Source organism: Pseudomonas sp. MF4836 (assembly GCF_002018875.1).
In the GTDB taxonomy this organism is placed as follows: domain Bacteria; phylum Pseudomonadota; class Gammaproteobacteria; order Pseudomonadales; family Pseudomonadaceae; genus Aquipseudomonas.
Genome location: NZ_MVOL01000005.1, coordinates 83,037 through 105,785 on the forward strand (window position 1 = coordinate 83,037; position 22,749 = coordinate 105,785).

Consider the following 22,749-nt stretch of genomic DNA (forward strand, 5'->3'; position numbering starts at 1 on the left):
CTAGGAGAGTTTGCGCAAGCGAATCAAGCGTGCCCGACCTTGGCTTGCGCCGCTGCATCGGTGAACTCCTTGAGCCAGCGCAGCACATCCACCGCCTCCCAACGCCCTGGATCGTAGAGCGCATAAAGCAGGCCCTGATAGCCCACCACATCCAACTGGCGGTGGTAACCGGCCCGCTGAAACAAGGCTTCGATTTCGGCGAAGCAGGTATTGAAATGCAACTTGTTGAACGGTGTCTTGCCTTCGGTGACCAGGCCATCCAGGCGCAGTTCGAGCACCGCCTCATGCACCACATCGGCCGACATGCGGTTCACACTGCTTTTCAGTTGTTCGACATTGACCATCATCTATCCCTTCCCTTCTTCATTCGTCCCCTGCCTGCACCCTCTGCATGGCAAGATCATCCACGGCCCACATAGCTGACCACCCACAGCACCACACCCCAGATCTGCAGCGACTCCTGATCATTCACCGCTACCGACGGTATCGACGGGCGCGCAGCCTTGAGCAGCAGGCCGCCCCTGGGATCGGGCGCCAGCAGGCGCAGGCTGAAGCGACTTTCCCCATCGAGATGGACCACGACATAGTGCTCCGCGACCGGGGTCGCCGAGCGATCGACAATCAAGCGGTCACCGGGGTAAATGCCAAACCCGAGCAAGCTGTCGTCATCGACCAGTACTGCGCGGATCTGCGGGGCGCCCAGGCCTACGGTACGGTCCAGGGAAAACCCGTTCAGCAGCGCCTGTTCATCCGCGACAACGCTGGAATCAGCTCGCGACTCTCCGGGCTCGGGCAGCAAGTGCTGCAAGCGCTCGGCACGGGCAAGAATGGTCAAGGACATGGCAGGGCACCCCAAATACTGTACGCACATACAGTAAACGAATTATCGGGTTGTTGCCAACGGATTAGCAGGCGTGCGACAGGCGGGGGCCAGGGCGCGTTGCCCTCAGCGCAGGAAGGCCACGACCTGTTCGGCTTCGAAGGGCCAGTCCAGTTCGGCACCGGTGTCTACCCGGCGCAGTACCGGAATGCGCAAGCCATAAGCCTCGAACAAGGCCTCGCTGTCGGCGATGTCCACCAGTTCGACCAGCAATCCATGCTCGACCAGCGGCATCAATTCTGCTTCGGCAAGCTCACACAGGTGGCAACCAAGGGTGCCGAACAACTGGCATTCAGGAGGCATGACGCACAGACCAAAAAAAAGGAACAGGGCGTTATTCTAGGCCTGTCGACAATGCTCGTCGACCCAGGCCCGGGGCGCATTACAGCCGAAACCCACGCCTCGCCGGCCCCTCGAATCCGGCTGCCGGACCACGCATTCGGACATTCCGGGCAAAACATGACCTATATCAGCTCACGCCCAGTGCGATTGCGCGACCCTCGCGGCTTTTTTGCCTCTAGGCTGTACCCCCACGTGCGCCCCCCTGTCCGGAGATACCTGTGTTTGCCAATCTGTTGATCATTCTCGCCTCGTCGCTGGTGGTGATAGCCCTGTTCCGGCGCCTGCGCCTGCCGCCGGTACTGGGCTACCTGTGCGTCGGCCTGCTGGTGGGGCCTACGGCATTCGACTGGGTGAATGACAGCGAAGACCTGCCGGACCTGGCCGAATTGGGGGTGGTGTTTCTGCTGTTTTCCCTGGGGCTGGAATTCTCCCTCTCGAAAATGCTCGCCCTGCGCCACGTGGTGTTCGGCCTGGGGAGCTTGCAGGTGCTGTGCTGCGGCGTATTGCTGGGCAGCCTGCTGGCGATCTTCGGCATGCCCCTGGGCGCGGCACTGATGCTCGGTACCGGCCTGGCCCTGTCATCGACGGCAATTGTCAGCAAGGAACTGACCAGCCTGGGGGAAATCTTCAGCAGCCACGGCCAGAACGCCATCGGCGTGCTGCTGTTTCAGGACGTGGTTGCGGTGTTGCTGCTGACCCTGGTCCCGGTGTTCGCCGGCCACAGCGAGCAGGCCTGGTACTGGGCCTTGCCGAGCACCCTGGGCAAGACCGTGGTGCTGTTTGTCGGCCTGCTGCTGGCCAGCCGCTGGTTGCTGCCCCGGCTGTTTCACGAGGTTGCTGCTTCCCATTCCGCCGAGCTGTTTGTGCTGCTGGCGCTGGTGATCGTGCTGCTGACCGCCTGGCTGACCCACCTGCTTGGCCTGTCCCCGGCCCTGGGCGCGTTTCTCGCCGGGATGTTGCTGGGTGAAAGCCATTACCGGCACCAGATCGAGGCCGACATCCGGCCGTTTCGCGACATCCTGCTGGGCCTGTTTTTCGTCAGTATCGGCATGTTGATTGACCTGCAATTGTTCGCCAGCCACGGGCTGCTGATTCTCGGCCTGACCCTGGCGTTGCTGCTGATCAAAGGGACAGTGGTGGCGATCCTGCTCAAGCTGCGGGGCAGCGATGGCGAAACCGCCTGGCGCAGCGGCCTGGCCCTGGCCCAGGGCGGCGAGTTCTGCTTTGCCCTGATGGCGCAGATGCAACAAGGCCAGTTGATGCCCGCCGAGATCAGCGGCCTGCTGCTGGCCGCGACGTTCTGCTCGATGTTGCTCACGCCCCTGCTGTTGCGGGCGGCGCCGGCGATTGCCGCACGCTTGCACCGCAAGCCGAACCAGGAAGCCCGGCTCGAAGAAATCAGCGCCCTCACCGCCGAGCTGCAAGGACACGTGGTGATTTGCGGTTATGGCCGCGTGGGCCAGTCGATCGGGCGCTTTCTGCGCCGCGAGCAGCAGCACTTCATTGCTCTGGATGACGACCCGGTGCGGGTCCGGGAAGCGGCGGCGGGTGAAAGCTGCGTGCATTACGGCGACTCACGACGCGGCGACCTGCTCACCGCCGTCGGCCTGGAGCGCGCCCGGCTGGTGGTGATTGCGGTGGATAAAACCGATATCGCCCTGCTGGTGCTCAAGGAAGCCCGACGCCTGAATCGCCAGGTGCCGATCCTGGTGCGCACCCGAGATGACAGCCAACTGGCCGAACTCAAGGCCGCCGGCGCCAGCGAAGTGGTGCCCGAACTGCTGGAGTCGAGCCTGATGCTCGCCTCCCATGCCCTGATCATGCTCGGCGTGCCCGAACAGCAGGTGCAGGCCAAGGTCGACGATGTTCGCCGCGATCGCTACCAGTTGCTTCACGGTTTCTACCACGGGGCGCAAAGCAACCTCATGGACAACAATGGCCAGCCCCGGGTGCTCAAGCATGCGGTCAACCTGGGGCCCGACGCTCACGCCTGCTACCTGCCCTTGAGCGCCCTGGGCCTGGAACAACTGGGGGCCCAGGTGCAGTGCATCCAGCGCGACAGCAAGGAACTCTCGGCCGACACCGCGACCCGCTTGCAGCCCGGCGATACCTTGGTGCTGTGCGGCCCCCTGGGAGCGATCGAAGCCTGCGAAGCACGCCTGCTCAGCGGCCTTTAGCCCGCGCCGGGGAACGACCGCGGTCAGTCCTGACTGACCGCGCCGATCTTGTGCAGCGACAGGTCGGCGCCGTAATACTCCTCTTCCTGGCTCAGGCGCAGGCCGTGGCAGGCCTTGATCGTGCCGTACACGGCAAAGCCGCCGAGCAGCGCCACCATCACCCCGAGGGTGGTGCCGATCAACTGGCTGGCCAGGGTGACCCCGCCCAGGCCACCCAGGGCGCTCTGGCCGAAGATCCCGCAGGCGATGCCGCCCCACACGCCACACAAACCGTGCAATGGCCAGACACCCAGCACATCGTCGATCTTCCATCGGCTCTGCGCGGCGATAAAGCACCAGACAAACAAGGCGCCGGCAATGGCCCCGGTGACCAGCGCCCCCACCGGGTGCATCAGGTCGGATCCGGCACAGATCGCCACCAGCCCGGCCAATGGGCCGTTGTGCAAAAAGCCTGGGTCATTGCGCCCAACAATCAACGCCGCCACGGTGCCGCCGACCATCGCCATCAGCGAGTTGACCGCCACCAGGCCACTCACGCCTTGCAGGGTCTGGGCGCTCATCACGTTAAAGCCGAACCAGCCGACAATCAGAATCCACGAGCCCAGGGCCAGGAACGGAATGCTCGAAGGCGCAAACGCCACCAGCTTGCCGTCGCGATAGCGGCCATTGCGCGGGCCCAGCAACAGCACCGCCGCCAGCGCCAGCCAGCCGCCCATGGCGTGCACCACCACCGAACCGGCAAAATCGTGGAAGCCGGCGCCAAAGCGCGCCAGCAACCAGGCTTGCAGGCCGAAATTGCCATTCCAGACCATGCCTTCGAAAAACGGATAGATGAACGCCACGATCAGCGCCGTCGCGCACAATTGCGGCACGAAGCGCGCCCGCTCGGCGATGCCACCGGAAATAATCGCCGGGATCGCCGCGGCAAACGTCAGCAGAAAGAAGAACTTCACCAGCCCGTAGCCGTGATCGGCACTGAGCACCGCCGCCGGCTGCAGGAAGCTGACGCCGTAGGAGATCCAATAGCCTATAAAGAAATAGGCCAGGGTCGAGATCGCGAAGTCACTGAGGATCTTCGACAGGGCATTGACCTGATTCTTCTGGCGCACGGTGCCGACTTCAAGGAACGCAAAGCCGGCGTGCATGGCCAGGACCATGACCGCGCCAATCAGGATAAACAGCGAGTTGGAAGCATGGACCAGACTGTCCACAGCGCTTTGCAAATTTTCCATGGGGTTGGCAGACCTGATATCAGCAATAGACCCCTGATGCTGTGGACCAGGCTACTTGCACCAAGTTGGCACCAACCACCCCTTGGCGGGGGCATTGGCGAACCGTTTTGGCGCAGAGCCGATGTCGAGGCAAATCATGCTCGGGGATCAAAGGTTCGATTTTTGGTTTTTTAGGCTAAGGTTTGACGCGCCTTGCGGGTGCGGGTGCGCGTTTTCAGCGCAATCGCCCGAGATTGCGCACCACGACAAAGCAAAAGCTGTACCAGAGATTTGCACTGAACCTTCAGCCAAGGCTCATACTCGAAACACTCACAAGCCACTACGGAGATAACCATGGCCAGCAAAACGGCAAAGACTGCTCAAGAAATACTGATGGCGGATTTTCAGGCACTGGTCAGTGACACGGAACGTCTGCTGGAACACACCGCGACCCTGGCCGGCGACCAGGCCGACGAGTTGCGCGGGCAGATCCACGACAGCCTGTTGCGCGCCCGCGAAACCCTGCAACTGACTGAAGACTCCCTGCGCGAACGCGGCAAGGCGGCGGTCACTGCCACTGAAGACTATGTCCAGTCCAACCCCTGGCAGTCGGTCGGCATTGCGGCAGGCGTGGGCTTTTTGATTGGCTTGCTGGCGACACGGCGCTGATATGGCTATCGGTGATTCCGACTCGCCCGCAGCGGGCGCCAGCTCCTCATCGCGGCGCCTAGGCGCTGCTTTCCTGGGTTTGTTGCACAGCCACGTCGAGCTGTTCGGCATCGAGCTGCAAGAGCAGAAATCGCGCACCGTAAGCCTGTTGCTGTTTGCCGGGCTGGCCCTGGTGTTCGCCTTGCTGTTGCTGGTAGGGCTGTCGGCGCTGGTGCTGATTTTGCTCTGGGACACCTACCGCCTGGCCGGCATCATCGGACTGTGCGTTTTCTACAGCCTGGCCGCGCTGTTTTGCGCCATGCGCCTGAGAGCCGCGATCTTCGATGAGTCCTCGCCCTTCCACGGCACCCTCGAAGAACTCGCCAACGACCGGGAGCGCCTGCTGCCATGAACCTGCCCGAGATTCCGCAAAACAGCTCCCGCCGGGAAATGCGCAAGGCGCTGATTCGCTTGCGCATGGAAATGCATCGCCAGGAAATCCGCCACGAATCCCAGCAACTGCTCCAGCCCTTGCAGCGCATGCGCGGGCTGGGTCAAAGCTGGCAAGCCGGTTTTGGTATCAAGCACGCGCCGTTATGGGGCGTGGCTGCGGTGACCCTGCTGGGGTTTTTCACCGGCAAGGGGGCCAAGGGCGGCGGCGTCAGCAGCCTGACCCGGATAGTCCGCCTGGGCACCACCCTGGTGCCGCTGATCAAACTGGCCATGCAAGGCTCCTCGCGTAAAAACTAGTCAGTCTGAATCTGGCTGCATTCTTGCTAAGCATCCTCGATCGGCCCCTTTATCAAAGGGGCCGTTTCCTGCCTGTCCAACCGACAGTCGCCGGCTTCAAATCCAACAAGACACACTTAAGGAGGCCATGTGATCGACGGGCAACCGCTCGCCTGCTTTCAGCCATTCATCGATACCGCCACCGGGCGTATCGCGGGTGTCGAAGCCCTGGGGCGCCTGCGCCAGGCTGATGGCCAACTGGCTTCGGTCGGTCCTCTGTTCGCCGACTCCAGAACCCCCTCGACCGCCCTGCGCCGCCTTGATCGCCTGATTCGCGAAAAAGCTCTGAGCCGCCTGCACGAAGCGCCCGAAGAGTGGTTCCTGAGCCTGAATATCTCGCCGCGCTGGATCAGCCGCCTGCGCAGCGGCCAAGCCCTGCCGAGCCTCAAGCAGTTGCAGCAACACGGGGTCGACCCACAGCGCATAGTGTTCGAGATCACCGAACTGGGCGGCAACAGTCAGCGCCTGGCCGAAGTGGTGGCGCGTTATCGCGAGGCCGGGGCGCGTATCGCCATCGACGACTTCGGCGCCGGCTATTCCCAGCTCGATCGGGTGCTGGCCCTGCAGCCGGATATCCTCAAGCTCGACATGCGCCTGTTCCAGGCGGCGGCCCGAGGCGGCCCGAGCAGTGACGTGGTCAAGGCCCTGGCACAGATGGCCGAGAAGACCGGCTGCTGGATCATCGCCGAAGGAGTGGAGACCGAGGCCGAGCTGAGTTTCGCCCTGGAGTGTGGTTCGCGCTATGTGCAAGGGTTTCTGTTTGCCCGCGCCGAGGAACATTTTTTCGCCAGCGACGCCTTTGTCGCGCCGTTCGCCCGACTGCGCGAACGCTACGTGCAGCACAAGCTCGGCGAGCGCAATCGATTGATGGTGATGCGCCAGCAACTCGCCGAGCTGATGGCGATTCTGCAAGCCTGGGCCCAGGCTCAGGCGCCGATCAGCCAACTGCCACAGTTGCAGGCATTCCCCTGGTTGCTGCGCTTCTATCAATGCGACCGCCATGGCACGCAACTGACCCCCAACCTGGAGTGGCGCAACAACGGCTGGGAAGCCAACCACAGCTATGTCGGGCACAACTGGTCGTGGCGACCGTACTTCTATCACCTGCTGGCCGAAGGCTGGGACGAGCGCCGCCTGACCCTGTCCAACACCTACCGCGATGCCACCAGCAACCAGTATTGCCTGACCGCCGGGCAGTTTTTCGATAATGGCCAACGTCTGCTGTTGATCGATATCGATGCCGCCGGGCTTTAGTGATTAGCAGCACTTGCAGGTCGTGACGCGAACCGGGAAGCTAGCCCATCAGTCACTTGACGGAGAGACCCAGCCTTGGATTGGCAGACCCTGCTCAACCGCGAACGCCTCGGAAAACCGCTGCACAGCCCAGAAGAACTCGGCCGCAGCCCCTTTCACAAAGACCACGATCGCATCATCTTCTCCGGCGCCTTCCGCCGCCTGGGACGCAAGACCCAGGTGCACCCGGTTACCAGCAACGATCACATCCACACGCGCCTGACCCACTCCCTGGAAGTCAGTTGCGTCGGCCGCTCCCTGGGCATGCGGGTCGGCGAGACGATCCGCAGCGCCCTGCCCGACTGGTGCGAACCCAGCGACCTGGGGATGGTGGTGCAATCGGCCTGCCTGGCCCACGACATCGGCAACCCGCCCTTCGGCCATTCCGGTGAAGATGCCATCCGCCACTGGTTCCAGCAGGCTGCCGGACGTGGCTGGCTGGATGCGATGAGCGAGGCCGAGCGCAACGACTTCCTCAACTTCGAAGGCAATGCCCAGGGTTTCCGGGTACTGACCCAGCTCGAATACCACCAGTTCGACGGCGGCACGCGCCTGACCTACGCCACCCTCGGCACCTACCTGAAATACCCCTGGACCGCACGCCACGCCGACTCCCTGGGCTACAAGAAGCACAAGTTCGGCTGCTACCAGAGCGAGCTGTATTTAGGCCTTGCAACCAAAAACGACATTATTGCAATGTCAACAGCCAAGAAGTTATAAGTGCGAGTATTTTAGAATAGGCATGCGTAAATCTATGCCTTTTTGGAATAAGGCCTGATCTTTCGTAACTTTCATCATAAACGCAAACCCCACTCCGTGAACAGCCCGATCTGGCTAGGTGCTCGTAAAGACCAGAGCCAGTAAAGAAGCAAAAGCACTGGCTCGGTAACCTCTACAGGCCTGAGTGCCAGTGGAAGAGTTGCTGCAAGTTCTCTGGCTAGCTGTAAGGCTAGGTGATTCGGATTCAGCGTTACCCCTTCCATGGACTCAAAGACATGATAGGATTCTCACCTGAACAGATGGTAGCATTATGCCATTTTTGGACCTAAGGCTATTGAACCTCAAAATGACCAGTTCGTAGTAGGAATCTGAGGTAAAAATTCAAGTTTGTAATTGTGTTTTGTTTTTTGCTAAAGAAACTAAGGAATAGACATGAGTAAAAAAACTGTAGTGAAATATGTAGCAGTAATTGTAAGAGATAAAACGGTCAGCTCCCACACAAGCGGCTCTGTTACAACAAGCAAGCAAGGTAATAACGTTTCTGTAAGCAACAACATAGGTACCAATGTAAAGCTAGAGCTAGTCCTTGAGTTCCCCGACGGGGACTTACTGCCAGTAATCCTACTCAACGAAAGTTTACATGCCCCAGTGGGTAAGAAAATTCTAATGGCTTTTAAAGAGGGAGAACCCATAGCTTATCAAGTAACTCCAGTCGGGCAGATCTACCCTCTTGGCTATGTTACCCAAAAAAGCAGTACTGGCTCTCAAGAGTTCTGGGGTTTAACAATGCCTTTAGCGGGAACTTTTTTTAGTTTAGCACTGCTAGCATTGCCTTTAACGTACTATGAAGATGGCGAAATGAAAAACTACAACGGCGGGAAAATTGTCGCCGCTGCCGGGCTAGCATTCACCGCACTCGCTACTTATATCGGCAGAGGGTGGCTCGGCTATATTATTGGAACAGCCCTCAGCGGAATCGCAACTCTCGCAACAAGCGTACACGCGAACTCAAAAGAAAATGCCGGACGCAAACTAATGCTGAACGAAATCAAAAGCGAATTTGACAAGCTAAAAGTTCAGCTTTGACACAAAAGGCCACTTCGGCGGCCTTTTTTTGTGAGAAGTTCACTCGCAAAACACAATGAAACACGCACTCATAACATACACATCAAAGTTTTAACTTGGCAAACCTTAGAAAACCACCTAGATAGGCCCTAGAACTGATGTAGGAACGGTATAAAAAGGCCAACTTAGAAGGTAGCCTAAATATCGCCATCCAAGAAGCAAAACAAATGCTTATCTAACTGCTTTTGGACTTATCAAAATACAACCAATACAATGGCTGTGGTTTAATTTAATACCACATACCACTTTCCTCGACCGACTTCAACTCGCTTTTATATGGACTTTTGTTAAAGCCCTCAACCACCTTATAAGTATTCAGCTTTTCAGGAGAGCGATATTGCGTATCACTTGCGAAAGATTGGAATGTGTCACCATCAATCATTCTTATATGCATTTGAAGCTCTCTTGAATCGTAGCCATAAAACTCAACAAAACCGGGAATTTGACTTTGACGTGCAACCATCAACGCTTCTTTGACTGGTTGATCATATAGATAGAATGTAGCAGTCACCATGATGGCACCACCGGATTCAGTATTGTTCTTACCAAACTGGGGGTTCACATAAGGGGTGAATACAACCCCACCATCCATGTCCTTGGTTTGACCTAGCCATTTACGTTCTTTAATAGCGTTGATCGTCTTATTGATAGGGCCAGAGTACTCAACACTCCGCCTATCTTTGTCCAAATCAACATGATTAAAAACTTCCGCACTAACAACCATAGACGAAGCGGCTAGCACTACTGCAAACGCCAAGCTGATATTTTTTTTCATTTGCCCCCTCAATTCAACCCTTAAAAAACCACCAGAATAGTTTTTTTATTTTAAATTAACTAAAACCAAGTCCCACTTTCTTCTGGGGTTTTCAATTGGCTTTTATATTGACTCTTATTGAAGTGTTCAACCTTCTTGTAAGTATTCAGCTTTTCAGGAGAGCGGTATTGCGTATCACTTGCGAAAGATTGAAACGTGTCATCATCAATTATTCTTACATGCATTTGAAGCTCTCTTGAGTCGTAGCCATAAAACTCAACAAAACCGGGAATTTGACTTTGGCGTGCAACCATCAACGCTTCTTTGACTGGTTGATCATATAGATAGAACGTAGCCGTAACCATAATAGCCCCACCAGATTCAGTATTATTCCTACCAAACTGAGGGTTTACATAAGGCGTAAATACAACGCCACCGTTCATATCCTTGGTTTGACCCAGCCATTTCCGATCTTTAATAGCGTTGATTGTTTTATTGATAGGTCCAGAATACTCAACGCTTCTTCTGTCTTTATCAAGCTCGACATGCCCAAAGGTTTCCGCTGATACAGCGAACGGAGAAACGGCAATCAACGACGCCAATAAAATTCCTAATATCTTATCCATTTTTTCCTTATCCATTCAGTTTAATTACATGCACCATCCTATCAACACCAAGGCAGAATGCTATCACACAGGTAGCGATAGTAAAATCCACCTCATTTAAAAATCCGCACGAAACCAATAACTGTTTAGTTACCACGGAAATGGCGACCAGAACGCCGGTCCCTACCGCAATACCGATTCCCGCCAAAATTCAGTTTGCTTTCATGACGACTCCTTTGGTGTTCCTCATTGTCGTTTAACGCGATGGGAACGCCAAGGGCGTGAGTGATGGGGACGCATGCCCGCAAAGCTTCTCCACCACCAAGAAGCTCGCTACCTGACGGCAATTTTCGACGAATCCTTAGAAACGTTCCCTACCGCTAACGTTGGCATCACGATCTCTGGGCTTTTCAGAACAAGGCTTAAAACTACGCTTTATTCATATAAATCAATTAGATAGCAACTTTACAGTTTGGTTGCTGAATTGCCCGTAGTGGGTTGCCGCTGCTGGAGCAGATCGCCCACAAACTCGGCCTGCCGCAACTCGAAGAACAGCGCTGGGCCCGCCATCCGCTGGTGTACCTGATGGAGGCCGCGGATGACATCTGCTACGCCCTGATCGATCTCGAAGATGGCCTGGAGATGGAGCTGCTGGAGTATGCCGAGGTTGAATCACTGCTGCTGGGGCTGGTAGGTGACGACCTGCCCGAGACCTATCGCCAGCTCGGCCCTCAGGATTCACGCCGGCGCAAGCTGGCGATCCTGCGGGGCAAGGCCATCGAGCACCTGACCAATGCCGCCGCCCGCGCGTTCGTCGAGCAACAGGATGCGCTGCTGGCCGGCACCCTGCACGGTGACCTGGTGGAGCACATGCACGGCCCGGCCAAGCGTTGCGTGCTGAACGCCAAGGACATCGCCCGCAAGAAAATCTTCCAGGACAAGCGCAAGACCCTGCATGAAATCGGCGCCTACACCACCCTGGAAATCCTCCTCAACTCCTTCTGCGGCGCAGCGCTGGAGCAACATGGCGGGCGCACCCCGTCGTTCAAGAACCGGCGCATCCTCGACCTCCTGGGCAACAACGCCCCGGACCCGAACTGGCCGCTGCACGCGTCGTTCCTGCGCATGATCGACTTTATCGCGGGCATGACTGACAGCTACGCCAGTGAAATGGCCCGGGAAATGACCGGCCGCTCAAGCCCGCACTAACCGGGTCCTGCCCCGCCCTTCCCCATCGTGGAAGGGCGGCATTCCCCTGATGCCCGACCTGACACTCTCAGGCACACCTTTAGACGGCTTCCAGGCCTGTTCACCGACCGCGGTGCGCAGCGCTGATGGTTGCTCATTAACATTTGCAAACGGATGTACTTCACCCAACCGCCAGCCCGTTGTAATCCCCACCTCCATTGAGCGTAGGAACCTTCCTAGTTTGCGTTTGAGGCCCTGGATCACGTAATTCCAGTGGTGAGCTGGGCTAATGTTCGGGGCCTTTAATTGCTCCGAGCAGGTTTAACATGAGTTCGATTTTCATCATCGACAACCATCCGATCATGCGTCTGGCAATCCGTATCCTGATGGAACACGAGGGGCACCAGATCGTCGGCGAAACCGACAACGGCGTCGATGCCCTGCAGTTGGTCCGCGAGTGCATGCCGGACCTGGTCATCCTCGACATCTGCCTGCCCAAGATCGACGGTCTGGAGTTGCTCTACCGCTTCAACGCCCTGAGCCCCTCCCTGCGGACCCTGGTCCTGACCGCCCAGCCGCCGGCGCTGTTCGCCAACCGCTGCATGCGGGGCGGAGCCAGCGGCTACCTGAGCAAGGAGCAGGAGCTCAATGAACTGCTCGGCGCGATCAAGGCAATCCTGGGGGGCTACCACTACTTTCCCAGTCAAACCCTGTCCACCACGCCCGCCGAGCACAGCTCGCCCCTGGAACTGGCCTTGTTCCGCTCACTCAATGACCGCGAACTGATCGTCTTGCAGCTGTTCGCCCTGGGCCGTACCAACAAGGAAATAGCCACCGGCATGTTTCTGAGCAACAAGACCGTCAGTACCTACAAGAAAAGAATCATGCAAAAACTGGATATCCAGTCCATGGCCAAATTGATCGATATGGCGAAACGCAATGCACTGGTCTGACGGCCCACACACCAGGAAAAAACGGCGCTTGCCAGATAAATATCAAAACGCCACTATTCAGTATTTTCAAGACTCTGCCTTGATGTCCAGGGTGCTGGGCGGCAGCCTCCCGCTTGCGTCGCGAGGCAAAATGGATCTGCCTTAACTATGCTTACCCCCTAAGCAGCGCCCCCCCGTGCGCCCTGGAGAGCACTGCAATGCCGAGCACGCCACGGTCCGAACAACGCCGCTTTCCTCTCCACGTGCATATCAGCGTGATGTTTACCTTTTTACTGTTGTTGACCGGTATCGTGCTGGGCTTTTTCAACTACCAGCAAACCACTCGGATCATCCTGTCCAGCAGCGAACATCTGTTCCAGCGCATCGAGCAGGATGTGCAGCAGGACCTGAAACACACCTACCAGCCGATTCGTTACCTGCTCAGCCTGCAGGCCGACAACCCGGCCATCCAGGCACCCGACCTGAATCGACGCCTGGCGCTGCTCAAGCCGTTCAGCCAATCGCTCATCGACCATGGGGAACTGGCCTCACTCTATGTGGGTTATGCCAACGGCGACTTTTTCATGGTCCGGCCGCTGCGCAGCGCCGCGCTCAAGGCCGCACGCAAGGCTCCGGAGGCGGCCGCCTACGAAGTCTGGAGCATCGAGCGCGACCCCGGCGGCGAGCAGGTGCGCTCGCAAACCCTGTTCTACGACAGCACCCTGGGCCTGCTCGATCAACGCAGCAATAGCAACGAACGCTATGACCCGCGCACGCGCGCCTGGTTTGCCAATGCTCCTCGCGATGACGAACAGATCACCACCGCCCCCTATGTGTTCTTTTCCACGCGCAACGTCGGCACCACCCTGGCCCGGCGCAGCGGCGACAGCGCAGTGATAGGCGCCGACCTGACCCTCGAGCAACTGTCCGCCACCCTGGCCAAGCACCGCGTCACCCCCAGTACCGAAATCGCCCTGATCGACGCCAACGGCAATGCGGTGGCCTACCCGGACAGTACCCGGCTGATCATCGAGGCCCAGACCGCGCGACTGATCAAGGCCAACGATCTGAGCCCGGCCCTTGATGCGTTGCTGCACGGCGCGGCCCAGGCCAATCGTCTGCAGGTGGGAGACCGCACCTGGATCGTCGCCAGTCGACATATCGCGGAAGGGGGTCCCGGCGGCCTGCAACTGGCGCTGCTGGTGCCGGAGGATGAACTGCTGGTGGATGCCTATCGCATGCGCTGGCAGGGTGCACTGATCACCTTGGCCACGCTGTTGCTGTGCCTGCCCCTGGGCTGGCTGATTTCGCGAGTGCTGGTCCGGCCGTTGCGGGCCCTGGTGCAGGAGGCCGACGCCATTCGCAGCTTCGACTTCCACTACCCGGTCACCCGGCGTTCGCCGGTGCTTGAGGTCGATCAGTTGAGTGTCTCCATGGCGCGGATGAAGGACACCCTGGCGAGTTTCTTCGAGATCACTGCCAGCCTGTCCGCCGAGACGCGGTTCGACCCGCTGTTACAACGCGTGTTGTTTGAAACCGTGAAAATCGGCCAGGCCCAGGCGGGGCTGATCTTCCTCTGCGAAAGCGAAGGCACGCGCCTGGAGCCCCACGGGCTGACCATCGACGGCCAACAGCAAGACCCGACGGCGTTCAACCTGCCCGCCCTGGTCCTCGACAACCCCCAGGGCCCGACCTGGCTGCAGCAACTGGCGAACCGCGACAGCCTGGTCACCACCCTGGGTTTCGAACAGGCCGGGAATCTGCAAAGTGTGATGTTGGCCCTGGCCTGCCCCAGCGCCCATCTGATCGGCCTGCGCCTGCGCAATCGACACAACGAAACCGTCGGCGTGCTCGTCCTGCTGCTGGTGGACAGCGGCCAGGAAGCCGACCTGGAAAAACTGCGTCCTGATCGCATCGCCTTCATCCAGGCCATATCAGGTGCTGCCGCGCTGTGCATCGACAGCCAGCGCCTGCAAAACAAACAAAAGCAATTGCTCGACTCATTTATCCAACTGCTGGCCGGGGCCATCGATGCCAAGAGCCCCTATACCGGCGGTCACTGCCAACGGGTGCCGGCACTGACCCTGATGCTGGCCGAAGCCGCTGCCGCCAGCCAGCAACCGGCCTTCGCCGCCTACCAGCCCAATGAAGATGAATGGGAGGCCCTGCATATCGCTGCCTGGCTGCACGACTGCGGCAAGGTCACGACCCCGGAATACGTGGTCGACAAGGCCACCAAGCTGGAAACCCTGAACGACCGTATCCACGAAATCCGCACACGCTTCGAAGTCCTCAAGCGCGATGCCTGGATCAACTACTGGCAAGGCCTGGCCCGGGAAGGCGATGAATCCTCACTGGCCAGCACCCGGGATGCCGAGCTGGCCCAGCTGGACGCCGACTTCGCCTTTGTCGCCCACTGCAACGTGGGCGGCGAAGCCATGGCCGAGGCCGACTTGCAGCGCCTGCGAGAGATTGCCGAACGCACCTGGAGCCGAACCCTGGATGATCGCCTGGGGGTCTCCTGGGAGGAGAAAAAACGCCAGGAGCGCGGGCCGCTTCCAACGCTGCCGGTCCGTGAACGGCTCCTCGCCGACAAACCCGAGCATCTGTTGGAACGCGATGAAAGCGAACTGATCGCCGCAGACAACCCCTGGGGCTTCAAGCTCGACGCACCGCCGCACAAATACAACCGTGGCGAGCTCTACAACCTGAGCATCACCCGCGGCACGCTGACCCGTGAGGAGCGCTATGTGATCAACCACCACATGGTGCAAACCATCCTGATGCTCAACCACCTGCCCTTCCCCCACCATTTGCACAACGTCGCGGAAATCGCTGGCGGCCATCATGAGAAAATGGACGGCACCGGCTACCCCAAACAGTTGAAGCGCGAACAGATGAGCCTGCCGGCACGGATGATGGCAATCGCCGATATCTTCGAAGCACTGACAGCCGCGGATCGCCCCTACAAGAAGGGCAAGACCCTGAGTGAAGCCTTGGGCATCATGGCCATGATGTGCCGTGACGCCCATATCGATCCCGAACTGTTCGGCCTGTTTATCGAGGCACAGGTCTATCGGCATTACGCCGAACGCTTTCTGGAGCCGCAGCAGATCGATGCGGTCGACCCGCAAGGCCTGCTGCGCAAGGCCGGACTGATGGAGTGAAGCGGATCAGCAGTCGCTCAGGCGCAGGAAAATCGCCGCCAGGGCTTCGATGCCGGTTTGATCGTCGACGCTGAAGCGGGCCAGTTTCGGGCTGTCCAGATCCAGCACGCCGATCAGCCGTCCGTCCTTGACCAGCGGCACGACCAACTCGCTGTTGGACGCGCTGTCGCAGGCAATGTGCCCCGGGAACGCGTGTACATCTTCGACCCGCTGGGTTTGCCGCGAGGCCGCAGCCGCGCCACATACACCACGACCGAAGGCAATCCGCACACAGGCGATCTGGCCCTGGAACGGGCCGAGCACCAGTTCTTCATCACGGTTGAGGTAGAAGCCAGCCCAATTCAAATCGTCGAGCTGGTTGAACAGAAACGCCGAAAACTGCGCGGCATTGGCAATGAAATCCCGCTCATCGGCCAGCAGGGATTCCAGCTGGGCGCACAACAACCCATAGCCTTCCAGGTCCTTACCGGCGCTTTGCAAATCGATCATGCCTTTTGCTCCAGCAACTTCAGGCCAACCCAGTAGCGGGCGAATTGGTAGGCGCAACGGCCATTGCGGTTGCCGCGGCCCGTGGCCCAGCGCACCGCGAGAATCTCCAGCTCCTCATCCCGCTGCCATCTGAGGTTTGCCTTGCTCGCCAGCTCGCCGATCCAGTGCTCCACTACATTGAGGAAGTGTTCCTGGGTGAAAGGGTAGAACGACAGCCACAGGCCAAAGCGATCCGACAGGGCGATCTTGTCTTCCACCGCTTCGCTAGGGTGAAGTTCGCCATCGACGCGCTTCCAGTTCTCGTTGTCACTCTCTTTCTCGGGCACCAGGTGCCGCCGGTTGGAGGTCGCGTAGAGCAGCACGTTGTCCGGCGCCTGTTCCAGCGAGCCGTCGAGTACGCTCTTGAGCACCCGGTAATCGCCTTCACCGGCCTCGAACGACAGGTCATCGCAGAACAGCACGAAACGCTGGGGCAGCTTGACCAACTGCTCCACCACTCGCGGCAGGTCCGCGAGGTGATCGCGCTCGATTTCGATCAGGCGCAAACCGCCCTTGGCGTGTTCAGCCAGCAAGGCGCGCACCAACGACGACTTGCCGGTACCGCGCGAGCCCCAGAGCAAGGCGTGGTTGGCCGGCATGCCATCGAGAAACTGCTGGGTATTGCGTGCCAATTGCTCACGTTGCCGGTCGACGCCGATCAGATCGGACAAGCGCATGTCGAGGCTGACCTCCAGGGGCAACAGGAAGCCATTGCGTCCCTCCCGTTGCCAGCGCGCGGCCAGGCAGTGCGTCCAGTCGATGACTTGTCGCGGGGCCGGCAGCAACGGCTCAAGCCGAGCCAGGACCGCATCGGCGCGTTCAAGAAAAGCATTCAATCGAGAATCCACGACTTCTCCTCAGACAGGTTCACAATAATGGTCGGGCATCCAGACGAAACAGGAGTGCGGTGCCCGTGGTCTACCCAAGCAGGATCAGCGCCAGGCCCCTGCCGGCAATAACTGACGATCAGCTATGCTTGCCCAGCGAAGGGAAACGGAAAGTGGCTCAGCATCCCATGGATATTAAATTCACCCACCGCCTGTCTTACAAACAAGCCAGGCTTACAGTGCTGGTCGGCTTCATCCTCGGGACGGCGCTCAGTCTGCTGCAAATCGGCATCGATTATGCCAGTGAAGACGCCTCCATCAATCAGGAAATACGCTCGCTCCTGGAAATCAGCCATAACCCGGCCTCGCGTATCGCCTACAACATCGACGCCGAACTGGCCCAGGAACTGACCCTGGGTTTGCTGCGCTCACCGGCCATCATTGGCGCGCAACTGATCGATAACAACAACACCCTGCTGGCCAATGTCGAGCGTCCGCCGCTGAAAAGCCGCTACCGGGCCATCAGCGACTTCCTGTTCGGCGCCAATCGCCAGTTCGAAGACCGGCTCTTTCTCAGCCATCTACCCGAAGAATCCTTGGGCACCTTGCACCTGGAGGTCGATACCTTCGCCTTCGGCAGCCGCTTCCTGCGCCGGGCCGAAGTGACCCTGATCAACGGCTTCGCCCGCAGCCTGATCCTGACCGGGATTCTCCTTGGCCTGTTTTACGTGATGCTGACCAAGCCGCTGGTCAGGGTGATCCGCGAACTCAGTGGCCGCGACCCGCGCAGCGCCGACCAGCCCAAGCTGGACTTCCCGCCGGGCCACGAAAACGATGAAATCGGGGTGCTGGTCAAGGTCGCCAACCAGCAGTTTGAAAACATGTCCACCGAGATCCAGCAACGGCGCAACGCAGAAAACCGCCTGACCGACTATCTTGGCCAACTGGAAAACATCGTCTCCGCACGCACCACTGAGCTCAAGGCGATCAACCAGCGCCTGAGCCAATCCAACGAAGAACTGGAAACCGCCCGCAGCACCGCTCTGGATATGGCTCAGGCGCGGGCCGCCTTCCTGGCCAACATGAGCCACGAAATCCGCACCCCGCTCAATGGCTTGCTGGGCATGATCGCCTTGTCCCTGGACAGCCAGCTGAACGCCGAACAACGCCAGCAACTGTCGATCGCCCACGATTCCGGCAAGGTGCTGGTGGAGTTGCTCAACGATATTCTCGACATGTCAAAGTTCGACGCCGGGCAACTGGAACTGGAACGCATCCCGTTCGACCTCGGCGTGCTGGTCGAAGACACCGCCAATCTGCTGTCGCAGAACACCGCGTCCAGCGTCGAATTGACCTGCCTGATCGAACCCGATTTCCCGGCTCTGGTGCTGGGTGACCCGACTCGGGTGCGGCAGATCGTCAGCAACCTGTTGTCGAACGCGCTGAAATTCACCCGATTCGGCCGGGTGGATGTGCGCCTGTGCACCCACGATGACGGGGTACGGATCGAAGTCTGCGACACCGGCATCGGCATCGCACCGGAAGCTCAACTGCGGATTTTTCAACCCTATACCCAGGCTGGCGCCGGCATCACGCGCCAGTACGGCGGCACCGGCCTTGGGCTGGCCCTGACCCACAACCTGTGCGAGGCCATGCAGGGACGGCTGAGCATCAGCTCCGAGGTGGGTTTTGGCAGCCAGTTCTGCGCCGACCTGCCGTTACCCTGCCATACCCCGGCCGTGGCTCCGGCGCCGTTGTTTGGCACTATCCTGGCGATTACCGAGCCTGGCAGCGGCCTCGCTGAACTGCTGGGCAAACTCCTGCCGGCCTGGGGCCTGAATTATCGACGCTGCAACCTGAGCGATTCGCTGCTCGGGCTCGAGCCCGACCTGTTGATCACCGACTGCCCGGAATGCCTGTTCGGCCTGCGCCCGACCCTCTCTGCGCCGATCCTGCTGGTCACCGCCTATGGCAGTTTTCTCCCCAGTGAGGAGGCTGCGGCCCTGGCGCCGCTGCAGCAACAGGCCCGGCCATTGGCGCGCAATGCCCTGTACCAGACACTGCGTCGGGCACTGCTGGGGCACACCGTGATCATCGACGACGCTCAGCTGGAGACCTACACGCCTTTACGTCGAGCACGGATCCTGCTGGTGGAGGACAACCCGGTGAACCAACTGGTGGCCAAGGGCATGCTCAGCAAACTCGGCTGCGCCGTGAGCGTCGCGGCCCACGGTGCCGAAGCCCTCAACCTGCTGGAGCACGAGGACTTCGATCTGGTGCTGATGGACTGCAACATGCCGGTCATGGACGGTTACGAGGCCAGCCGGCAGATACGTCGCAGCGGCCGCTGGCCTGACCTGCCGATCATTGCCCTGACCGCCAACGCCATGCCCGAAGAGCGCGAACGTTGCCGCCTGGCAGGCATGAGCGATTACCTGGCCAAGCCGTTCCGACGCGAAGAACTGGCCGCCCTGCTGGACCTCTGGGTGCCGACTACGACAATGCTTTGACCTGGGCCAGCAAACGGTCCAGACCATTGCGCAACTCGTCCAAACCATTGAGGTCGACGCCGCTGTCGCAGAGCAAGGCCGCCTTGAGCGGCGGCACTTGCTCGCGCAGGGCCAGGCCCGCAGGGCTCAGGCTTAGATGCACCTCACGCTCATCCAGGACCGAGCGCTGGCGCTGCACCAGTTGCAACTGTTGCAGTCGCTTGAGCAATGGCGTCAGGGTTCCGGAGTCCAGCGCCAGACGCTCACCCAGCGCCCTGACGGTGGGTAATTCGGGCGGCGTTGCCTGCCACTCCCACAGCACCAGCATCACCAAGTACTGCGGGTAAGTCAGGCCCAACTGGTCGAGCATCGGCTTGTAGCCACGCACCACAGCCCGCGAGGCGGCGTAGAGTTTGAAACACAGCTGACGGTCGAGGCTCAGCGAATCGGCGGACAGGTCGTTCATTTGAGCAGGGCTTCAATCTCGCTCGTCAGGTCCTGGGGCTTGGTGGTCGGCGCGAAACGCTTGACCACCTGCCCGTCCTTGCCGACCAGGAATTTGGTGAAGTTCCACTTGATGCCCTGGGAGCCCAGCAAGCCCGGCGCACGCTTTTTCAACTGAACGAACAGTGGATGGGCCTGTGCGCCATTGACATCGACCTTCTTGAACAGCGGGAAGCTGACACCGAAGTTCAGTTCGCAAAACTCGGAAATCGCCCCCTCGTTTCCCGGTTCCTGCTTGCCGAACTGATTGCACGGGAACCCCAGCACCACCAGACCTTGATCCTTGTAGGTCTGCCACAGCTCCTCCAGCCCTTTGTACTGGGGCGTAAAACCGCACTTGCTGGCGGTGTTGACCACCAGTACGGCCTTGCCGTGGAAGTCGGCCAGGGTTGTTTGCTCGCCCTTGATGGTGGTGCACGGGATGTTCAACAGGGTGTCACTCATGGTGCAGGCTCCAGGAACAGTAAAGGTCGCTAAAAATAGCGCTCAATTAAATTGCGTACAACCTAATTCAATGGAAAGCGATTTCGAAAAATCGCTTCTTGTCGGCAGGTCTTAGCGCGGCACCAGGTCCAGGCACACCGAATTGATGCAATAACGCAGGCCGGTCGGTGGCGGCCCATCGGGGAATACATGCCCCAGGTGCGCATCACATTTGGCGCACACCACTTCAGTGCGGATCATGCCGTGGCTGACATCGCGAATATCGACCATGGCGCTTTCACCGATCGGTTCGTAGAAGCTCGGCCAGCCGCAGCCGGAATCGAATTTGGCCCGCGAGTCGAACAAGGGCTCGTTGCAGCAGATACAGTGATAGACCCCTTCGGTCTTGGTGCCGTTGTACTTGCCCGAGAACGGTCGTTCGGTGCCTTTGAGCCGGCATACGTTGTATTGCTCGGGATCGAGCATGGCGCGCCATTCTTCAAGGGTTTTTTCCAGCTTTTCCATCATCCCTCCTCTGCAACTGAAAAAGCCCGATCTGTATCTTTTCCACGGATCAGGCGGCACGTATGATTGCGCCTCGTTAGACGCCAGTCTGGCAGCCGCGCCAAGCGCATTCAAACGGATTTTGCCGCTGCAAGCGTAGGCTACAGGCCTGTGTGAAAACGCAGGATTCCCAGTACGGTAGTTCATCCGCCATCTGGATCGTTCATTTTCGGGAACACATCGCCATGCAGGTCAGCAAATCGAACAAGCTCGCCAACGTCTGCTACGACATTCGCGGCCCAGTGCTCAAGCACGCCAAACGTCTGGAAGAGGAAGGCCATCGCATCCTCAAGCTGAACATCGGCAACCCGGCACCCTTTGGTTTCGAAGCGCCGGATGAAATCCTTCAGGACGTGATCCGCAACCTGCCGACCGCACAGGGCTACAGCGACTCCAAAGGCCTGTTCAGTGCGCGCAAGGCGGTCATGCAGTACTACCAGCAGAAGCAGGTGGAAGGCGTCGGCATCGAAGACATCTACCTGGGCAACGGTGTTTCCGAACTGATCGTGATGGCCATGCAGGCCCTGCTCAACAATGGCGACGAAGTGCTGGTCCCGGCCCCGGACTACCCGCTGTGGACCGCTGCGGTCAGCCTGGCAGGCGGCAATCCGGTGCATTACCTGTGTGACGAGCAGGCCAACTGGTGGCCGGACCTGGCCGACATCAAGGCCAAGATCACCCCGAACACCAAAGCCCTGGTGATTATCAACCCCAACAACCCGACGGGCGCCGTATACCCCAAGGAAGTGCTGCTGGGCATGCTCGAACTGGCCCGCCAGCACAACCTGGTGGTGTTCTCCGACGAGATCTACGACAAGATTCTGTACGACGACGCCGTGCATATCTGCACCGCGTCCCTGGCTCCGGACCTGTTGTGCCTGACCTTCAACGGCCTGTCCAAGTCGTATCGGGTCGCGGGCTTCCGCTCCGGCTGGGTGGCCATTTCCGGTCCCAAGCACCATGCCCAGAGCTACATCGAGGGCATCGATATGCTGGCCAACATGCGCCTATGTGCCAACGTGCCGAGCCAGCACGCCATCCAGACTGCACTGGGCGGCTATCAAAGCATCAACGACTTGGTCCTGCCCCAGGGCCGCCTGCTGGAACAACGCAATCGCACCTGGGAACTGCTCAATGACATTCCCGGCGTAAGCTGCGTCAAGCCCATGGGCGCGCTGTACGCCTTCCCGCGGATTGACCCGAAAGTCTGCCCGATTCATAACGATGAGAAGTTCGTCCTCGACCTGCTGCTCTCGGAGAAACTGCTGGTGGTTCAAGGCACGGCCTTCAACTGGCCATGGCCCGACCACTTCCGCGTCGTCACCCTGCCACGGGTGGATGACCTGGAGCAGGCAATTGGCCGGATCGGCAGCTTCCTCAAGTCTTACCGTCAGTAAGTACCCGTTGCAGTGCGATCGGTCCGCCGGTCGCACTGCGATTAATTCAGCAACACATCTTCGCTCCCCTGCCCCGCCTCCCTTCTATAAGCTGACACCCTCCCGACACACCGCTGGTGCAAGGGCTTGTAGCAAAAAACACACTTCGGGATTTATCTGATTCGCCGCAGAAATTTCATGCACGCG

Annotated in this window: 21 protein-coding genes and 2 pseudogenes; 12 read left to right on the top strand and 11 right to left on the bottom strand. The window is 59.3% G+C overall.

What is annotated here, in order from left to right:
• Positions 1-23: 23 nt before the first annotated feature.
• The 3 genes from MF4836_RS12970 to MF4836_RS12980 form a co-directional block, all read right to left on the bottom strand.
• Positions 24-344: a hypothetical protein gene (locus MF4836_RS12970; protein ID WP_043230518.1), complete on the bottom strand. Its 321-nt coding sequence runs from the start codon at positions 342-344 to the stop codon at positions 24-26.
• A gap of 56 nt (positions 345-400) precedes the next feature.
• On the bottom strand, positions 401-841 hold the full coding sequence (locus tag MF4836_RS12975; RefSeq protein WP_078470642.1) for a S24 family peptidase: 441 nt from the start codon (positions 839-841) through the stop codon (positions 401-403).
• A 105-nt stretch (positions 842-946) separates the two neighbouring features.
• Entirely contained in the window at positions 947-1,183 is a 237-nt protein-coding gene (locus tag MF4836_RS12980) for a glutaredoxin family protein (protein ID WP_020299719.1), read from the bottom strand.
• 257 nt (positions 1,184-1,440) lie between these two features.
• On the opposite strand from MF4836_RS12980, the gene MF4836_RS12985 reads away from it, so the two are divergent.
• Positions 1,441-3,399, top strand: a complete 1,959-nt coding sequence (locus tag MF4836_RS12985; protein ID WP_078470643.1) for a monovalent cation:proton antiporter family protein — start codon at positions 1,441-1,443, stop codon at positions 3,397-3,399.
• A 23-nt stretch (positions 3,400-3,422) separates the two neighbouring features.
• Here the strand turns inward: MF4836_RS12985 and MF4836_RS12990 are convergent, their stop codons facing one another.
• Positions 3,423-4,631, bottom strand: coding sequence for an ammonium transporter (locus tag MF4836_RS12990; RefSeq protein ID WP_078470644.1), 1,209 nt, complete (start codon positions 4,629-4,631; stop codon positions 3,423-3,425).
• Positions 4,632-4,964: 333 nt separating this feature from the next.
• On the opposite strand from MF4836_RS12990, the gene MF4836_RS12995 reads away from it, so the two are divergent.
• From MF4836_RS12995 to MF4836_RS35010, 6 genes and pseudogenes are all read left to right on the top strand, one after another.
• Positions 4,965-5,279: a DUF883 family protein gene (locus MF4836_RS12995; protein ID WP_020299716.1), complete on the top strand. Its 315-nt coding sequence runs from the start codon at positions 4,965-4,967 to the stop codon at positions 5,277-5,279.
• 1 nt (position 5,280) lies between these two features.
• On the top strand, positions 5,281-5,670 hold the full coding sequence (locus tag MF4836_RS13000) for a phage holin family protein (RefSeq protein ID WP_020299715.1): 390 nt from the start codon (positions 5,281-5,283) through the stop codon (positions 5,668-5,670).
• Positions 5,667-6,008, top strand: a complete 342-nt coding sequence (locus tag MF4836_RS13005) for a hypothetical protein (protein WP_078470645.1) — start codon at positions 5,667-5,669, stop codon at positions 6,006-6,008. The genes MF4836_RS13000 and MF4836_RS13005 overlap by 4 nt, the downstream gene beginning before the upstream one ends.
• 129 nt (positions 6,009-6,137) lie before the next feature.
• Positions 6,138-7,301, top strand: a complete 1,164-nt coding sequence (locus MF4836_RS13010; RefSeq protein WP_078470646.1) for an EAL domain-containing protein — start codon at positions 6,138-6,140, stop codon at positions 7,299-7,301.
• A gap of 75 nt (positions 7,302-7,376) precedes the next feature.
• Positions 7,377-8,006 (top strand): annotated as a pseudogene (gene dgt, locus MF4836_RS13015) (dGTP triphosphohydrolase); the annotation flags it as partial.
• Between the two features lie 486 nt (positions 8,007-8,492).
• Positions 8,493-9,146: a hypothetical protein gene (locus tag MF4836_RS35010; RefSeq protein WP_153050233.1), complete on the top strand. Its 654-nt coding sequence runs from the start codon at positions 8,493-8,495 to the stop codon at positions 9,144-9,146.
• Positions 9,147-9,414: 268 nt separating this feature from the next.
• On the opposite strand, the gene MF4836_RS13025 is transcribed toward MF4836_RS35010, so the two are convergent.
• Together MF4836_RS13025 and MF4836_RS13030 are read right to left on the bottom strand one after the other, a co-directional pair.
• Positions 9,415-9,960: a hypothetical protein gene (locus tag MF4836_RS13025; protein ID WP_078470648.1), complete on the bottom strand. Its 546-nt coding sequence runs from the start codon at positions 9,958-9,960 to the stop codon at positions 9,415-9,417.
• A 59-nt stretch (positions 9,961-10,019) separates the two neighbouring features.
• A complete protein-coding gene (locus MF4836_RS13030; RefSeq protein ID WP_078470649.1) occupies positions 10,020-10,565 on the bottom strand; it encodes a hypothetical protein in 546 nt (181 codons plus the stop codon).
• A gap of 468 nt (positions 10,566-11,033) precedes the next feature.
• Here MF4836_RS13030 and MF4836_RS13035 point away from each other — a divergent pair.
• The 3 genes and pseudogenes from MF4836_RS13035 to MF4836_RS13045 form a co-directional block, all read left to right on the top strand.
• Positions 11,034-11,753 (top strand): annotated as a pseudogene (locus MF4836_RS13035) (deoxyguanosinetriphosphate triphosphohydrolase); the annotation flags it as partial.
• 305 nt (positions 11,754-12,058) lie between these two features.
• Positions 12,059-12,685, top strand: coding sequence for a response regulator transcription factor (locus MF4836_RS13040; RefSeq protein ID WP_078470650.1), 627 nt, complete (start codon positions 12,059-12,061; stop codon positions 12,683-12,685).
• Between the two features lie 197 nt (positions 12,686-12,882).
• Positions 12,883-15,831 (top strand): HD domain-containing phosphohydrolase, encoded by a 2,949-nt coding sequence (locus MF4836_RS13045; RefSeq protein ID WP_078470651.1) that lies wholly within the window; start codon positions 12,883-12,885, stop codon positions 15,829-15,831.
• Positions 15,832-15,837: 6 nt separating this feature from the next.
• Here MF4836_RS13045 and MF4836_RS13050 read toward each other — a convergent pair whose 3' ends face one another.
• Both MF4836_RS13050 and MF4836_RS13055 read right to left on the bottom strand, forming a co-directional pair.
• Positions 15,838-16,320, bottom strand: a complete 483-nt coding sequence (locus tag MF4836_RS13050; RefSeq protein WP_078470652.1) for a GAF domain-containing protein — start codon at positions 16,318-16,320, stop codon at positions 15,838-15,840.
• Positions 16,317-17,207 (bottom strand): ATP-binding protein, encoded by an 891-nt coding sequence (locus tag MF4836_RS13055; protein WP_078470653.1) that lies wholly within the window; start codon positions 17,205-17,207, stop codon positions 16,317-16,319. The genes MF4836_RS13050 and MF4836_RS13055 overlap by 4 nt, the downstream gene beginning before the upstream one ends.
• 167 nt (positions 17,208-17,374) lie before the next feature.
• Between MF4836_RS13055 and MF4836_RS13060 the strand changes: the two genes are divergently transcribed.
• Positions 17,375-19,696: a hybrid sensor histidine kinase/response regulator gene (locus tag MF4836_RS13060; RefSeq protein WP_078470654.1), complete on the top strand. Its 2,322-nt coding sequence runs from the start codon at positions 17,375-17,377 to the stop codon at positions 19,694-19,696.
• On the opposite strand, the gene MF4836_RS13065 is transcribed toward MF4836_RS13060, so the two are convergent.
• The 3 genes from MF4836_RS13065 to msrB form a co-directional block, all read right to left on the bottom strand.
• Positions 19,680-20,141, bottom strand: a complete 462-nt coding sequence (locus MF4836_RS13065) for a MarR family winged helix-turn-helix transcriptional regulator (RefSeq protein WP_078470655.1) — start codon at positions 20,139-20,141, stop codon at positions 19,680-19,682. The genes MF4836_RS13060 and MF4836_RS13065 overlap by 17 nt on opposite strands.
• Positions 20,138-20,623, bottom strand: a complete 486-nt coding sequence (locus MF4836_RS13070) for a glutathione peroxidase (protein WP_078470656.1) — start codon at positions 20,621-20,623, stop codon at positions 20,138-20,140. The genes MF4836_RS13065 and MF4836_RS13070 overlap by 4 nt, the downstream gene beginning before the upstream one ends.
• Positions 20,624-20,734: 111 nt before the next feature.
• The gene (gene msrB / locus MF4836_RS13075; RefSeq protein ID WP_078470657.1) at positions 20,735-21,127 is read right to left on the bottom strand and encodes a peptide-methionine (R)-S-oxide reductase MsrB; all 393 of its coding nucleotides are present in this window, start codon (positions 21,125-21,127) and stop codon (positions 20,735-20,737) included.
• 224 nt (positions 21,128-21,351) lie between these two features.
• Between msrB and MF4836_RS13080 the strand changes: the two genes are divergently transcribed.
• Positions 21,352-22,563: a pyridoxal phosphate-dependent aminotransferase gene (locus MF4836_RS13080; protein ID WP_020299703.1), complete on the top strand. Its 1,212-nt coding sequence runs from the start codon at positions 21,352-21,354 to the stop codon at positions 22,561-22,563.
• Positions 22,564-22,749 lie beyond the last annotated feature (186 nt).

What these genes read in the sequence shown, in the direction of transcription:
- MF4836_RS12970 (WP_043230518.1), bottom strand. Translation starts at nt 344, where the DNA reads ATGGTCAATGTCGAACAACTGAAAAGCAGTGTGAACCGCATGTCGGCC.
- MF4836_RS12975 (WP_078470642.1), bottom strand. Translation starts at nt 841, where the DNA reads ATGTCCTTGACCATTCTTGCCCGTGCCGAGCGCTTGCAGCACTTGCTG.
- MF4836_RS12980 (WP_020299719.1), bottom strand. Translation starts at nt 1,183, where the DNA reads ATGCCTCCTGAATGCCAGTTGTTCGGCACCCTTGGTTGCCACCTGTGT.
- MF4836_RS12990 (WP_078470644.1), bottom strand. Translation starts at nt 4,631, where the DNA reads ATGGAAAATTTGCAAAGCGCTGTGGACAGTCTGGTCCATGCTTCCAAC.
- MF4836_RS12995 (WP_020299716.1), top strand. Translation starts at nt 4,965, where the DNA reads ATGGCCAGCAAAACGGCAAAGACTGCTCAAGAAATACTGATGGCGGAT.
- MF4836_RS13000 (WP_020299715.1), top strand. Translation starts at nt 5,281, where the DNA reads ATGGCTATCGGTGATTCCGACTCGCCCGCAGCGGGCGCCAGCTCCTCA.
- MF4836_RS13005 (WP_078470645.1), top strand. Translation starts at nt 5,667, where the DNA reads ATGAACCTGCCCGAGATTCCGCAAAACAGCTCCCGCCGGGAAATGCGC.
- MF4836_RS35010 (WP_153050233.1), top strand. Translation starts at nt 8,493, where the DNA reads ATGAGTAAAAAAACTGTAGTGAAATATGTAGCAGTAATTGTAAGAGAT.
- MF4836_RS13025 (WP_078470648.1), bottom strand. Translation starts at nt 9,960, where the DNA reads ATGAAAAAAAATATCAGCTTGGCGTTTGCAGTAGTGCTAGCCGCTTCG.
- MF4836_RS13030 (WP_078470649.1), bottom strand. Translation starts at nt 10,565, where the DNA reads ATGGATAAGATATTAGGAATTTTATTGGCGTCGTTGATTGCCGTTTCT.
- MF4836_RS13040 (WP_078470650.1), top strand. Translation starts at nt 12,059, where the DNA reads ATGAGTTCGATTTTCATCATCGACAACCATCCGATCATGCGTCTGGCA.
- MF4836_RS13045 (WP_078470651.1), top strand. Translation starts at nt 12,883, where the DNA reads ATGCCGAGCACGCCACGGTCCGAACAACGCCGCTTTCCTCTCCACGTG.
- MF4836_RS13050 (WP_078470652.1), bottom strand. Translation starts at nt 16,320, where the DNA reads ATGATCGATTTGCAAAGCGCCGGTAAGGACCTGGAAGGCTATGGGTTG.
- MF4836_RS13060 (WP_078470654.1), top strand. Translation starts at nt 17,375, where the DNA reads ATGGATATTAAATTCACCCACCGCCTGTCTTACAAACAAGCCAGGCTT.
- MF4836_RS13065 (WP_078470655.1), bottom strand. Translation starts at nt 20,141, where the DNA reads ATGAACGACCTGTCCGCCGATTCGCTGAGCCTCGACCGTCAGCTGTGT.
- MF4836_RS13070 (WP_078470656.1), bottom strand. Translation starts at nt 20,623, where the DNA reads ATGAGTGACACCCTGTTGAACATCCCGTGCACCACCATCAAGGGCGAG.
- msrB (WP_078470657.1), bottom strand. Translation starts at nt 21,127, where the DNA reads ATGGAAAAGCTGGAAAAAACCCTTGAAGAATGGCGCGCCATGCTCGAT.
- MF4836_RS13080 (WP_020299703.1), top strand. Translation starts at nt 21,352, where the DNA reads ATGCAGGTCAGCAAATCGAACAAGCTCGCCAACGTCTGCTACGACATT.